The organism is Actinoplanes sp. NPDC019969 (assembly GCF_055562375.1).
In genome coordinates this window covers 334,552-347,798 of record NZ_JBVHFK010000007.1, presented here as the reverse complement: position 1 = coordinate 347,798, position 13,247 = coordinate 334,552, and the positions used below count along the sequence as shown (strand labels likewise).

The 13,247-nt window shown below is 73.5% G+C and carries 13 protein-coding genes; 8 read left to right on the top strand and 5 right to left on the bottom strand.

What is annotated here, in order from left to right; genetic code table 11:
• Positions 1-61 precede the first annotated feature (61 nt).
• Together ACZ3II_RS22725 and ACZ3II_RS22720 are read left to right on the top strand one after the other, a co-directional pair.
• Positions 62-631: a hemerythrin domain-containing protein gene (locus tag ACZ3II_RS22725; RefSeq protein ID WP_465519881.1), complete on the top strand. Its 570-nt coding sequence runs from the start codon at positions 62-64 to the stop codon at positions 629-631.
• A gap of 127 nt (positions 632-758) precedes the next feature.
• The gene (locus ACZ3II_RS22720; protein WP_465519702.1) at positions 759-1,724 is read left to right on the top strand and encodes a LysR family transcriptional regulator; all 966 of its coding nucleotides are present in this window, start codon (positions 759-761) and stop codon (positions 1,722-1,724) included.
• 38 nt (positions 1,725-1,762) lie between these two features.
• Here ACZ3II_RS22720 and ACZ3II_RS22715 read toward each other — a convergent pair whose 3' ends face one another.
• The gene (locus ACZ3II_RS22715) at positions 1,763-4,321 is read right to left on the bottom strand and encodes an ATP-dependent Clp protease ATP-binding subunit (protein ID WP_465519701.1); all 2,559 of its coding nucleotides are present in this window, start codon (positions 4,319-4,321) and stop codon (positions 1,763-1,765) included.
• Between the two features lie 225 nt (positions 4,322-4,546).
• Here ACZ3II_RS22715 and ACZ3II_RS22710 point away from each other — a divergent pair, with 225 nt between their 5' ends.
• From ACZ3II_RS22710 to ACZ3II_RS22690, 5 genes are all read left to right on the top strand, one after another.
• The gene (locus tag ACZ3II_RS22710; RefSeq protein WP_465519700.1) at positions 4,547-4,936 is read left to right on the top strand and encodes a hypothetical protein; all 390 of its coding nucleotides are present in this window, start codon (positions 4,547-4,549) and stop codon (positions 4,934-4,936) included.
• A gap of 261 nt (positions 4,937-5,197) precedes the next feature.
• Positions 5,198-5,458 (top strand): hypothetical protein, encoded by a 261-nt coding sequence (locus tag ACZ3II_RS22705; RefSeq protein WP_465519699.1) that lies wholly within the window; start codon positions 5,198-5,200, stop codon positions 5,456-5,458.
• Between the two features lie 4 nt (positions 5,459-5,462).
• Positions 5,463-6,386 carry a hypothetical protein gene (locus tag ACZ3II_RS22700; RefSeq protein ID WP_465519698.1) on the top strand — a complete coding sequence of 308 codons (924 nt, stop codon included), beginning with the start codon at positions 5,463-5,465 and terminating at the stop codon, positions 6,384-6,386.
• 30 nt (positions 6,387-6,416) lie between these two features.
• Positions 6,417-9,251 (top strand): FtsK/SpoIIIE domain-containing protein, encoded by a 2,835-nt coding sequence (locus ACZ3II_RS22695; protein WP_465519697.1) that lies wholly within the window; start codon positions 6,417-6,419, stop codon positions 9,249-9,251.
• A 13-nt stretch (positions 9,252-9,264) separates the two neighbouring features.
• Entirely contained in the window at positions 9,265-9,975 is a 711-nt protein-coding gene (locus ACZ3II_RS22690; protein WP_465519696.1) for a hypothetical protein, read from the top strand.
• An 83-nt stretch (positions 9,976-10,058) separates the two neighbouring features.
• Here ACZ3II_RS22690 and ACZ3II_RS22685 read toward each other — a convergent pair whose 3' ends face one another.
• On the bottom strand, positions 10,059-10,223 hold the full coding sequence (locus tag ACZ3II_RS22685; protein ID WP_465519695.1) for a hypothetical protein: 165 nt from the start codon (positions 10,221-10,223) through the stop codon (positions 10,059-10,061).
• A gap of 31 nt (positions 10,224-10,254) precedes the next feature.
• Here ACZ3II_RS22685 and ACZ3II_RS22680 point away from each other — a divergent pair, with 31 nt between their 5' ends.
• Positions 10,255-11,058: a DUF72 domain-containing protein gene (locus ACZ3II_RS22680; RefSeq protein WP_465519694.1), complete on the top strand. Its 804-nt coding sequence runs from the start codon at positions 10,255-10,257 to the stop codon at positions 11,056-11,058.
• Between the two features lie 98 nt (positions 11,059-11,156).
• Here the strand turns inward: ACZ3II_RS22680 and ACZ3II_RS22675 are convergent, their stop codons facing one another.
• The 3 genes from ACZ3II_RS22675 to ACZ3II_RS22665 all read right to left on the bottom strand — a co-directional run bounded on the left by ACZ3II_RS22675 (position 11,157) and on the right by ACZ3II_RS22665 (position 13,000).
• Positions 11,157-11,582, bottom strand: a complete 426-nt coding sequence (locus ACZ3II_RS22675; RefSeq protein WP_465519693.1) for a TraR/DksA family transcriptional regulator — start codon at positions 11,580-11,582, stop codon at positions 11,157-11,159.
• 200 nt (positions 11,583-11,782) lie between these two features.
• Positions 11,783-12,415 carry a nucleoside/nucleotide kinase family protein gene (locus ACZ3II_RS22670; protein ID WP_465519880.1) on the bottom strand — a complete coding sequence of 211 codons (633 nt, stop codon included), beginning with the start codon at positions 12,413-12,415 and terminating at the stop codon, positions 11,783-11,785.
• A 15-nt stretch (positions 12,416-12,430) separates the two neighbouring features.
• A complete protein-coding gene (locus ACZ3II_RS22665; RefSeq protein WP_465519692.1) occupies positions 12,431-13,000 on the bottom strand; it encodes a winged helix-turn-helix domain-containing protein in 570 nt (189 codons plus the stop codon).
• Positions 13,001-13,247: the final 247 nt, after the last annotated feature.

Here is a 13,247-nt window from a genome sequence, read left to right as displayed (position 1 = left end):
GGGGCGGTCGGATGGGTTTGGTGGGAGAGCGTTCCCGGGTACGAGAGTCGCCGTGTCTGACGTGAATCTTCCCCCGCTGCCGCCGGTCGGCGGCGAGACCTCCGGGCGCAGCATCGTCGACGTGGTCGCCGAGCAGCACCGGGAGATCCTGTCGCTGACCGGGCGCCTGCACACCGGCCCGGCCGACCCGAAGCTCGCCTCGGTGCTGGTCGCGACGATCTCCCGGCACCTGTGCGCCGAGGAGCAGTACCTCTACCCGGCGGTCCGCGCCGCGGTGCCGGACGGCGACCGGATCGCCGACCGGGAGCTCGCCGAGGACCAGGCGCTGCTGCTGCAGCTCGGTGATCTGGAGAGCGGCGGCGACCCCGCGCCGATCGCCGAGGCGATCCGCCGGCACGTCGTGGCCGACGCCGAGGAGCTGCTGCCGCTGCTGGAGCAGATGGCGTCGGCCGAGGACCTGATCCGGCTCGGCAACCGGTTCGAGACGGCGAAGGAGGCGGCGCCGACCCGGCCGCATCCTGCGACTCCTGCCGTCCCGCCGTGGAACAAGGTGGTCGATCCGCTCGTCGGGGTGGTCGACAAGGTCCGCGACATGATCACGGCGCGACCCACCTACCCGCGGGATCTGTGACGAAAAAGAACGGTACCGGCCGGTAAGCGACCTGTGTCCTGTTCGTTCATACGTTTGTCACAAGCTGCCGATCATTCCACGTCTCCCGGACTAGCGTTCGATCCCTTTCTAGTCCTAACGTCACGCTATGAACCTCGAGCTGCGGCATCTGAAGGTGGTCTGCGCCATCGCGGAGACCGGCAGCGTGACCAAGGCCGCGTCACAACTCGGCCTTGCCCAGCCTGCGCTCACCGCCCAACTTCAGCGGATAGAGCGGACACTGGGTGGCCCGCTGTTCGACCGTGACCGCCGGGGCGCTCGCCCGACGGCCCTGGGGGAGCTGGTCCTCTCCCGGGCCAGGGTGCTGCTGCCGGCCATGAAAGGGCTGCAGGACGAAGCGGCCCGGCTGGCGGCCGGCGCCGGTCCCGACACGATGAGCAGGTACCGGATCGGCGCGATCAGCGGACCGGTGGTCGCTCATCTCGTGCACCGTCTCTCGGCGACCCAGCCGGAGGCGCAGATCTCCACGCACGCCTCCTACTACATCTCCGAGCTGTCCAGCATGGTGCTGGCCGGCAAGCTCGACTACGCCCAGGTCGGTGTCTGCGGGGACGCCATCCCCTCCGCGGAGTACGGCCTGGTCTGGGAGACCATCGGGATGGACCCGGTCTGCGTGCTGATGCCGGAGGACCACCCACAGGCGAAGAACGTCGAGGTGGATCTCGCCGAGCTGGCCGAGGAGCAGTGGGTGGCCGGTCCCGGCGACGGCTGCTTCGCCGACTGTTTCGCCGCCGCCTGCGCCCGGGCCGGGTTCGCCCCGCGCCGGGTCCTGGAGTCCGACGTGCGCAACTGCATCGACATGGTCGAGCTGGGCATGGCCATCGGGCTCTGCCAGCCCACGTTCCGCGCGCCGGCCGGGCTCACCAGCCGCCCGCTGCGCGGCGCCCCGCTGCGCTGGCGGGTGGTGCTCGGCTGGCATCCGGACTCGCCGGCGGCCCGCAGCGCGCCCACGCTGATGGCGCACGCCAAGGAGGCGTACCAGGAGGCTCTGGCCCGCAACGAGAACTTCATGGAGTGGATCCGCAGCCAGCCGGAGCAGCTGGCCGCGGCCTGAGAAACGCCGCGGCTCCCGCAAGCCGCGGCGTCAACGTCTCAGACGGCCGCCGACAGGGCGACGTCGAAGGTCAGCGCGCCGTCCCGGGCGTCCACCCGGACCGTCCGGCCGGGCGCCAGATCGGCGGCGAGCAGCATCTTCGACAGCCGGTTGTCCAGCTCGCGCTGGATGGTGCGGCGCAGCGGCCGGGCCCCGAACTCGGGCTGGAAGCCCTTCTCGGCCAGCCAGTCGACCGCGGCCGGGCTGATCTCCATGCGCACGTCCTGGGCCTCCAGGCGGGCCCTGGTGCCGGCCAGCAGCATCTCGGTGATCCGGTGGAGCTGGCCGCTCTCCAGCTGCCGGAAGATGATGATCTCGTCGATCCGGTTGATGAACTCCGGCCGCAGCTGCTCCTTGAGCCGCCGGTCGAGGCGGTCGCGCAGCTCCTCGTCGGCCGACCTGCCGTCGTCCGCCGCGCCGAACCCGACGCTGCGGGTGGACCCGTTGATCAGGTCCGCGCCCAGGTTGCTCGTCATGATCAGCACGGTGTTCTTGAAGCTGACCGTCCGGCCCTGGCTGTCGGTGAGCCGGCCGTCGTCGAGCACCTGCAGCAGCAGGTTGAAGACGTCCGGGTGCGCCTTCTCGATCTCGTCGAGCAGGACCACGCTGTACGGCCGGCGCCGCACCGCCTCGGTGAGCTGCCCCGCCTCGTCGTAGCCGACGTATCCGGGCGGCGCGCCGACCAGCCGCGACACCGTGTGCCGCTCCTGGAACTCGCTCATGTCCAGGCGGATCATCCGGTCCGCCTCGCCGAACAGCGCCTCCGCCAGGGACCGGGCCAGCTCCGTCTTGCCGACGCCGGTCGGGCCGAGGAACAGGAAGCTGCCGACCGGCCGGTCCGGGTCCCCGAGCCCGGCCCGCGCCCGGCGGACCGCCTCGGCGACCGCGGCGACCGCGTCCTCCTGGCCGATCACGTGCTCGTGCAGGTGCTGCTCGAGGCGCAGCAGGCGGTCCCGCTCGGCCTCGGTGAGCTGGGCGACCGGGATGCCGGTGGCCCGCGACACCACCTCGGCGATCTCCTCCTCGGTCACCTGCGGCACCCCGTCGGCGCCCGCGCCGGCCCCGGCCAGCTGCGCCTTCAGCTCGTTGATCTGGTCGCGCAGCTCGGACGCCTTCTCATAGTGCTCGGCGGCCACCGCCTGGTCCCGGTCGCGGGACAGCTGCTCGAGGCGGCGCTCGCGTTCGCGCAGGTTCGCGTCCGGGGTCTTGGTCCGCAGCCGCACCCGCGCGCCGGCCTGGTCGATCAGGTCGATCGCCTTGTCCGGCAGGAACCGGTCGGTGATGTAGCGGCAGGACAGCTCCGCCGCGGCCTCCAGGGCGGCGTCGGTGATCCGTACCTGATGGTGGGCCTCGTAGTTGTCCCGCAGTCCGCGCAGGATCGCCACGGTGTCCTCGACGCTCGGCTCGCCGACCACCACCGGCTGGAAGCGCCGGGCCAGCGCCGCGTCCTTCTCGATGTTCTTGCGGTACTCGTCGAGGGTGGTCGCGCCGATCACCCGCAGCCGGCCGCGGGCCAGCGCCGGCTTGAGCATGTTGCCGGCGTCCATGCCGCCGCCCTCGCCGCCACCACCGGCGCCGACCAGGGTGTGGATCTCGTCGAGGAAGACGATCAGGCTGTCGCCGGACGCCTGGATCTCCTCGATCACCTTCTTCAGGCGCTCCTCGAAGTCGCCGCGGTACTTGGTGCCGGCCACCAGGCCCGGCAGGTCGAGCTGGACGACCCGCTTGTCCTGCAGGGTCAGCGGCACGTCGCCGTCCACGATCCGCTGGGCCAGGCCCTCCACGATCGCGGTCTTGCCGACGCCGGCCTCGCCGATCAGCACCGGATTGTTCTTGGTGCGCCGGGACAGGATCTCCACGGCCTGCTCGATCTCGTCGGCCCGGCCGATCACCGGGTCGATCTCGCCGCGCCGCGCCGCCTCGGTCAGGTCGACGCCGAACTGCTCGAGCGTCGGCGTGGGCGCCGCCGGGGCGTGCCCGTGGTGCCCGTGGTGGCCGTGCCCGTGCCCGGGGCCACCGGGTTTCGGCAGCTCGCTGTGGTGCGGCATGCTCCGCGGGTCGACGATGCGCCCGGCCAGCAGCCGGCCGGCCGCCGAGTCGGTGTTCAGGCCGAGCGCCATCAGGATGTGCTCGGGCCCGATGTAGGAGGCGCCGACCGCGCGGGAGATCTGCAGGCTGTCCAGCAGCGCCCGCTTGGCGGCCGGGGTGAGCGAGATGCTCTCCGGCAGCTCGCCCGCGGCGGCCGCGGGGCGGCCCATCTCGCTGAGCAGCTTGTCCGGGTCGGCGCCGGCCCGGCGCACGGTCTCCTTCATCGGCTCCTGCTGGAGCACGGCCCAGAGCAGGTGGTCGGTGTCGAGGTCGGCCAGCGGCCGCGCTCCTCCGGCCAGCTCCGCGGCCCGGCGCGCGGCGTCGGCGAGAACCTGCCGGGCGTCGTCGCTCATGTACCGCGCGATGTCGAAGCGCTGCGCCGACCGGCGCGGCTCGGCCGCACCGAAGAAGCGCGCGAACAGGTCGTCCCACTGGCCGGGCCCGGGCGGCCCGAACGGTCCGATGCTCATGAGTCTCTTCTCTCCTGGTACCTCGGGCCGGCTCGCCTGCTACGGCTACCCGGCCGCCCGGGCGGCAAACGCCCGCCGCCCGGCTGTCAACAGCGCGTGATCCACCCCGCTGATTCCCGGATCGCGCAAAAAGTTGATACGACTACACTCAACTCTATGTCGGCGTCCCAGGATCCGCCCTCGCTCATGCCTCTCTTCCGAGAGCCTTCCTTGCCGGAGCCTCCGATGCCCGGAGATCCCGGCATCCCGATGGTTGTCGTCGACGGGGCCAACGTGGTCGGCTCGGTTCCGGACGGCTGGTGGCGCGACCGGGCGGGCGCCGCGGCCCGGCTCCGCGACAGCCTGGCGACGGTGCCGGCGACCGGCCTTCCCGGCGTCCCGGCGCCGGTCGAGGTCACCCTGGTGGTCGAGGGCCGGGCCCGGGACATCCCGCCGGGTCCGCCCGGGGTGCGCATCGCCCGCGCCACCGGGTCCGGCGACGACGAGATCGTCGCGGTGGTACGGGTGACCGCCCCCACCCGCCGGACCGTCGTCGTCACCGCCGACCGCGGCCTCCGTGACCGTGTCACCGCGCTCGGCGCCGAGGTGCAGGGCCCGTCCGCGGTCCCCCGCTGATCCGCCGCACGTCACCCGGCCGCGCCGTCGCGTTGTCGCTTCCAGGGGTGATCGTGACGCCGGCCGGGCACCCCCTCGATCCACAGTGGATCTCCCGGCGGATACGATCTCACCTGCGCGATCTCCGGTGCGGGCCCGGAGAAACCGGTTTCCGCGACGGCTGGCACGGGACGCTAAAAGCGGCACCGTGGAACGGCGGGGCGGGAACCGGGCGGTAGGCTTGCAGCGCCCGTCGTCAAGCGCACAGGAGGCATTCCGCAGGTGGCCAGTGTCGCCGAACTCAAAGCCGCCGTGCAGACCGCACTTCAGCAGGTCACCGAGGGACAACAGGCGATCCAGGCGGCGCAGGAGAAGATCGACGAGGCCCAGCAGATGCTGGCCATGGCCCTCGAGGGCGGCACCAGCGACGCCGTCGGCGCCGCGCACGCCTCACTCTCCCAGGCCCACCAGCAGCTCGAGGATTCGCTGAGCGCCACCATGGCGGCGGTGGAGCAGGCCAACACCTACACGGCGAGCCTCTGACGCGATGTCGCTGCTGCAGGATCTCGGCGCCCAGCTTCGCGCGATCTCCGACGGCCTGCCCACCGGCGAGCTCGCCGTGGCGCTGAACAAGCTGAACGCCGCGACCCAGCTGCTGCTCTGGGTCCAGGAGGAGTCCAGCCAGGAGCTCGGGGTGGCCCGGCTGGCCCAGGGCACCGAGCACGCCGAGAGCGCCGCCGCCGCGCTGCGCGCCACCCAGGACGCCGTCGACCGCTACCTGGCGGTCCTCGGGCTGTCCGCGACCCCCGGCGCCCCGGCCGGGCAGGAGTGGCGGGCCCCGCTCAAGCAGGAGCAGGAGCGGTCCCGCGCGCCCCGGCAGGAGCCGGAGGCCGGCCCGCCGGAGCGGCTCGGGCCGTGGTGGCAGCAGCGGGTCGCCCAGCTCACCGGCGAGAAACCGCCACCGGACCAGGACGGCGACACCGGCGAGGAGGGTGACGCGTCCGCGCTGCTGCGCCGGATCGCCGCCGGGGTGCGCGCCGGCGACCGCGCCCGGCTCGGCCGGGAGCTGCACAAGGTCAACGCGTCGACCGGTCTCGGGCTGTCGGCGGTCACCCCGCAGGTGCTGCACCGGCTGGCCGGCGACCTGCTCGGCCACGAGCCCCGCCCGGAGGACGTGCCCCGGCTGCGCACGGCAGCCGAGGGCCGGGTCCGGGCCCTGCTGCCGGGCACCGCGCCGGGCGTCCTGGAGACCCTGCTCGACCGGATCTGCCGGGTGCCGGTCCAGCAGCAACAGCAGAAACGCGGCGACCAGCCGGCCGGCCACCCGGCCGACAACGCGGTCACCGCCAGCGTCCTCACCGGCGTGCTGCTGGCCCGCCTCGGCCGCGACGCCGGCGCCCTCGACCCGAACGCCCCGGAGCCGGTCCGCACCGTCCGGCCGGAGACCGAGAGACCGGAGCGCGAGCGATGACCGAGACGACTGCGACGATGCCGGCGGGTCATGGCTGAGTCCACCAGAGACCGGGTGATGGAGATCCGCGCCGGGCTGTCGCACGCCCTCGGCGCGGCCCAGATCGCCCTGGAACGGGCGCACGAGATCCGGGACGCGGCCCAGGACCGGTACGAGCGGGTGGTCGCGGCGGCCACGACCCGCCGGCGGAAGCTGGCGGCGGCCCGGGACGAGCGGATCCGCGAGATCGACTCCTGGCACGACAGCGAGCTGGCGGCGCTGGTCGGCGTCGCGGCGGCGGCGGCCGACCGGGCCGCCCCGGGCGCGGCCGGCGAACCCTGGCACAGCTGGGAGCCGACCCCGCTGGACCGGGCCGCCGAGCTGCGCATCGGCCGGCTGATCCTGCCCGAGGCCCCGGTCCCCTCCCCGGTCCCGGGTGAGGCCCGGCGGCCCGCCGGCCGGGGCGGCGACCCCGCCGGGGATGCCGACGGCGAGCACCGCCGGCCCCGCGGCGCCTGGGCCGGCGCGCCCGGCGAGGTCACCGCGCCGCTGCCCGGCCCGGAGAGCGAGCCCCCGGACATCACGGCCGGCCCGCCGCTGGACGAGCCGGCGCCGGACGTCCCCGCCCTGGTGGCGCTGCTGGACCGCGGGCACGTCGTGGTGGACGGCGACCGGCGGGCCGGCGACGACGTGGTGGCCGGGCTGCTGCTGCGGGCGCTCGGCACGAGCGCGCCCGGCGCGGTGCGGATCATCGGGTACGACCCGGAGCACCTCGGCGGCGGCCTGGCCGGGTTCGCGCCGCTGGCCCCGGCCGGCGTGCTCACCTTCGTCGGCCCCGGCGGGCTGGAGCGCCTGCTCGACGACCTGGTCGGGCACGTCCGGCGGATCAACGAGACGGTGCTGGCCGGCGAGTACACCTCGTTGCGCGAGCTGCACGCGGTCACCAACCGGCGGCCCGAGCCGTGGCGGGTGGCGGTGCTGCTCGGCGGCGGCGAGCTGTCCCGGCACGAACGCTCCCAGCTGGACCGGCTGCTGCGCACCGGCGCCGCCTGCGGGGTGCACCTGGTGATCCGGGGGCTGGAGGTGGCGCCCGGGCCGGGCATCGAGTTCATCAGCGCGGCCGGCGGCGAGGACACCCGGATCGAGGGGGCGGGTGATCTGCCCGTACGCCTCGATCCCGCACCCCCGCCCACGACGGTGACCGCGACGTGCCGGCAGATCGCCGAGGAGGTGGCCGCCGGGCCGGCGCCGGTGGCGCTGGACAGCCTCCTGCCGGAGCCCGGCACCGAGTGGCGGGAGACCTCGTCGGCCGGGCTGACCGCGCCGCTCGGCGACAGCCCGCAGGGCGCCCGGGTGCTGGTGACGCTGAGCGACTACCCGCCGCACGCGCTGATCGCCGGGCCTTCCGGCACCGGCAAGACCAACTTCATCTACGCCTGGATGGGCGCCCTCGCCGCCCGCTACTCCCCCGACGAGCTGGCGTTCTACCTGCTCGACTTCAAGGAGGGCGTGTCGTTCGCCCGGTTCGCGCCGGGCCGCCGGGACCCGAGCTGGCTGCCGCACGTCCGCCTGGTCGGGGTGAACGTGAACACCGACCGGGAGTTCGGCCTGGCGCTGCTGCGGTTCCTCAGCGCCGAGCTGCGCCGCCGCGCCGACGCCGCCAAACAGCACGAGGTCACCAACCTGGCCGAGCTGCGCGCCGAGGACCCGGAGGGCTCCTGGCCCCGGATCGTCGCCGTGGTCGACGAGTTCCAGGTGCTGCTGGCCGGCCGGGACGCCGTCGCCGGGGAGGCCGTGGACCTGCTCGAGGACCTCGCCCGCCGGGGCCGCTCCCAGGGCATCCACCTGGTCCTGGCCAGCCAGGACGTCTCCGGCATCGAGGCGCTGTGGGGCCGGCCCGCGCTGGTCGCCCAGTTCAGCCTGCGGATCGCGCTGCCCCGGGCCCGCCGGGTCCTCGCCGAGACCAACGCGGCCGCCGAGTCGCTGCCGCGCTACCACGCGGTCGTCAACGCCGACTCCGGCGCCACCGAGGCCAACCGGGTGGTCCGGGTGCCGGCCGCCGGCGACCGGGAACGCTGGGGCGCTCTCCAGCACCGGCTGTGGCGGCGCCGGCCGGCCGAGCTGGGGCCGCCCCGGCTCTTCGACGGCGACGTGATCCCGAAACTGGTGGACAGCCCCGACTACCGGGGGCTGCGGGCCAGCGAGTCGCCGGCGGCGCCGGTCGCGCTGCTCGGCGAGACCATCGACGTGGCGGCACGCTCCGCCCGTACCGTGCTGCGCCGTGCCCCCGGCCGCAACCTGGCCGTGCTCGGCACCCGCGTCGACGAGGCCTGCGCCGTCCTGGCGACCGCGGGCCGGTCGCTGGCCGCCCAGTTCGCCCCGGAGGGCGCCCGGTTCTCGGTGGTCTGCCTGGACACCGACGCGCGGGCCGCCGCCGAGGCGCTGCACGCCCGCATCCCGGACTGCGGGTGGTACGACCTGGAGAACGTCGACTGGCTCCTGGAGGACGCCGCCGCCGAGGCGACCGCGGCGTGGCCGGCGGACCGGCCGCACTTCATCCTGATCTACGCGGCCGACGCGCTGCCCGGCGGCAAGGAGGCGGCCGATCAGCTGCGCACCGTGCTGCGGCAGGGGCCGGAACGCCGGCTGCACGTGCTCGGCTGGTGGCGGGGCGCCGGGCTGCTGCGCGACACGCTCGGCGGGCAGGCGTCGCGGACCGACTCGATCGGCGCGTGGGTGGCCCTGGACGTGCACGGCAGCGAGCTGTCGCCGTACTACCCCGGGCAGGGCGCGCCGAACTGGTACCCCCGCCCGTGGCGGGCCCTGCACTTCGACCGCTCGGTGCACCGCGGCGCCGAGGTGATCATCCCCTACGGATCCCCATGAGTGAGACCGCGCCGTGAGCGAACTGGAACCGATGGACTTCGACCGGGCGGACTACCGGACCGTGCTGCGCCGGCTCACCACGCTGGACCAGAAGGCCGCCGACCTGCGGGCCGAGGCGCGTAGCTGGCACGCCGAGCGGCGGGCCGCCGCCGACGCCGCGGTGCGTGCCGCCCAGGCGGAGGCCGCCGCCGCCGTGGACGCGGTCCGGGTGGCACAGCGGGACCTGGAGCAGGTGGACGCGCGGGCGGCCGGGCTGTGGTCGGAGTTCGTGCACCGGGTGGGGCCGGCCGCCGAGCGGTTCGGCCGGACCCTGCCGCCGGCCAGCATCCCCCGCCAGCGCGGCGACGAGGACCGGCAGCGCGACGCCGGGGACTATCTGGACGAGGTGGAGACGCGCGTCAAGTACACGCCCCCGGCCCGCCCGATCACGTTCGGCACGAAGGTCCTGTTCGTGGTCCTCGGGTTCGCCGGGGGCGTGCTCGGGGCGATCGGCAACGGGGTGGTCCGCAGCACCGGCGCGGCGGCCGGCGGGGACTGGCAGCAGGCGGCGCCGGTGGTGGCGCTGCTGGTGCTGCTGCTGTTCCCGATCCTGGCGGTGGTCACGGCGAAGCTGGTCACCGATCGCCGCGGCACCGGGCTGGACACGGCGGCGGTGGTCACCGTGCTGGGCACCGGCCTGGCGACCGCTCTGGTCCTGCACGCCGCCGCCCAGCTCGGCCGCTGAAATCCCTCCGGCTGGTTCTCAGGGCTGTCTCGGCCCACGCGAGACAGCCCTGCGAACCTGCCGGGGTCGACCTGGACCGTCGCCTAGCCGTGCGGATTCAGCTCGCGGCGGCGGCGGGCCTCGTCCTCGAGCGCCGGCGGCACGCCGGGGCCGTCGTCACCGCCGCCGTGCGCCTCGTCGTACTCGTAGTCGCCCGCCGTGGCCTCCGGTTCGCCGGCCCGGCCGTCGTCGTCCGCTGTGTCGGTCATAGGTTTCGTTGTACCCGGGTAAGAGCCCGGCATGTTGCGGATCGGGACATCGGGTTGGCAGTACCGGGACTGGCGGCCGGTCAAGGGCGCCGACGACACCGGCCACCTCTATCCGGGCGGGCTGCCGCAGCGGTCGTGGCTGGCGTACTACGCGGACCGGTTCGGCACCGTGGAGATCAACAACGCGTTCTACCGGCTGCCGGAGCGGGACACCTTCGCCAAGTGGCGTGACCAGACGCCGGACGGGTTCCGGTTCGCGGTGAAGATGAGCCGCTATCTCACGCACATCAAGCGGCTGCGGGAGCCGGCCGAGCCGGTGGCCCGGTTCCTGGGCCGGGCCGAGGCGCTCGGCGACAAGCTCGGGCCGGTGCTGCTGCAGCTGCCGCCGACGATGAAGGCGGACCTGGCGGCCCTGGACGAGACGCTCGGGCTGTTCCCCGAGGGGGTCCGGGTGGTGGTGGAGCCGCGGCACGCGAGCTGGTTCACCGCCGAGTGCGAGGCGCTGCTGCGCGGGCGCCGGGCGGCGCTGTGCTGGGCGGACCGGTTCGGGCGCCCGCTGACCCCGTTGTGGCGGACCGCGGACTTCGGTTATCTGCGGCTGCACGAGGGCGGCGGGAAACCGTGGCCCCGGTACGGCAGGACGGCGCTGCGATCGTGGCTGGACCGTGCGGACGGCGTACCGGAGATGTTCGTTTTCTTCAACAACGACCCCGGTGGCGCCGCCGTGATCGACGCGGGTGTGTTCGCGGCGGAAGCCGCCCGCCGTGGCATCGAAGCCGGCCCCGTGCCGCGGATCGCGCCCCGGCCGAATTCGTCGGCGAACCCGGCCGGATAAACGTTTGTTCAGTGATGCATATGTGCCCGCCGACACATTCGGCAGTTATTCCACTGCCGCCGCGGAAACGGAAAACGCCGGCGGGCCCGATGACGGCGTCAGCTGGCCCGCCGCTCGCGGACCTGCTTGCAGTTGACACACGTGGTGGCCGAGGGGAACACCTCGAGCCGCTCCACCGGAATCGGGTTGGAGCAACCCTCGCAGTTCCCGTACGTCCCCTCGTCGAGCCGGTGGAGCGCGTGCTCCGCCTGGGTCCGCCGGTCCAGCAGCGTCCTGATCAGTGAGGTCGCGGCGTCGCGCTCCGCGGTCTTCGACCCGCTGTCGGCCTGGTCGTCGCCGGCCGCGTCGCCGATCTCGACCAGCCGCAGCCGGGTGTTCTGGGCGACGGCCTCTTCGTACTCGGTGTTGAGTTCCTCGAATCGGCCTTGCAGGATCACGCGGATCTGCTCGATCTCATCGGTCGAACGCAGCCCCTTCGCCGTGCCCGCGCCCTTACCCGCAACAACCGCTCCGTTGACGAGCATGCAGTCCCCCTGCCCTTCACTCAGCCCCAGCCGGTGGCCATCCGCCGGGTCACCCTCGTCCCGGGCCGGCTCGCTATGTGGAGCCGGACGATACCCACCGCCGGTGATCCCAAACGGGACCCCCGCGAAAAAGTAACCGGAGCATAACTGTCAGTGGTCGAAGCCGCCACACACTCGGCACGCGGGTCTTGTGCCGGGCGTCACGGGGCCGCCTCCACGAGCGCCGGACGGCGCGGGTCGTCGAGGCGGACGACCACGTCGGCGAAGGTCTCCGGGGCGACCTCGGCGGTGTACCGATGGAGGGCGGGAAGGGTCCACGCGGATGCCGGCGGGGTACGCCGGGCCAGCGCCGCGGCGGACACCTCAAGGTGGACGGAGAAGTCGAAGTCGAGGCCGGAGCCGAGCAGCAGCGGGCCGCTGACCAGCACGATCGCGTTCGGGGGCAGGTGCTGGTACGGCGCCCGGGCGGCCCGGTCGAGACGCGCGTCCCACAGCCGTTCGATGATCCGGCCGGAACCACCCGGACCCGCCGGGGCCAGAACCTCACGGTTCAGCCCGGCCTCGTCGAACCAGCCGGTGTAGAACGAGTCCGGATTGGTCCGCCCGAACTCCAGCCGGGTCGAGGCGGGGCGCAGGAAATCGCTGGTGTCGACGCGTACGGCGGGGCGGCCCCGGACCCGCAGCGGGTCGACCAGGGCGTCCGCGAGACGGCCCGGATCGGCCGCTTCGGCCCCATCCACCGCCACTCGCAGCCTATTGTCGGATTCCCGACTCGCCAGCCGGCCGGCGAGATCGGAGACCAGAGCCTCGAAGGAGATGGGACGGACGCGCACTCGACCTGACACGGATCAATCGTGCGGCAGGATCGCGATGTTGGCGTCGTCGGCCAGCCGGTAACCGACGCCGTAGACCGTGGTGATCAGCGGGAGGGTGTTGCCCAGCTTGAGCCGCAGCCGGCGCACGTGCACGTCCACGGTGCGCTCACCGGCCCGCTCGTAACCCCAGACGGCGGCCAGCAGCTGCGCCCGGGTGAAGACCCGGCGGGGCCGCTCGGCGAGATATTGCAGCAGGTCGAACTCGAGCCGGGTGAGCGGCAGCGCCACGCCGTCCAGAAGGGCCTGACGCGACGAGGTGAGCAGCCGCACCTCCGGACCCTCCGGAACGGCCTCCGCGGCCGTCTCCGCCTCAGGAGGGGCGTCGACGGGCAGGGCCTGCTCGACGGTGACCGTCCCCTTGCTCAGCTCGACCAGCTCGCGGACGGCGGCGAGCAGCCGGTGCGCCTGTGGCGAGACCACGTCACCGGTGAGCGGAATGGCGAGAGTCACGGTCAGCGCGGGCTCGGCGGGCCGGCGGGCGGAACTCCGGCCCGGCCCGGCGGATCGACGATCGGCACGCGGCGACAATGCGCTGACCGGCATTGATTCATCCCCCAGAATTTGCTGCGGCAAGCGAATACGACTGATCACTGTGCGTAAAGCGGGGACGATAATTCCCGCATTCGGGTTCGTGGGTCAAGTCGCCGACCCACACTGTGGGAACAACGTTCCATATTGTCGCGCGTCACACAAATGCATTCCCGGAACGTTTTCTGTCAGCCTCATTAAACGTTGCCGAACGTGGGTAGTGTCCGTACGTGACACACCTGGACGCTGAAACGATCGAATA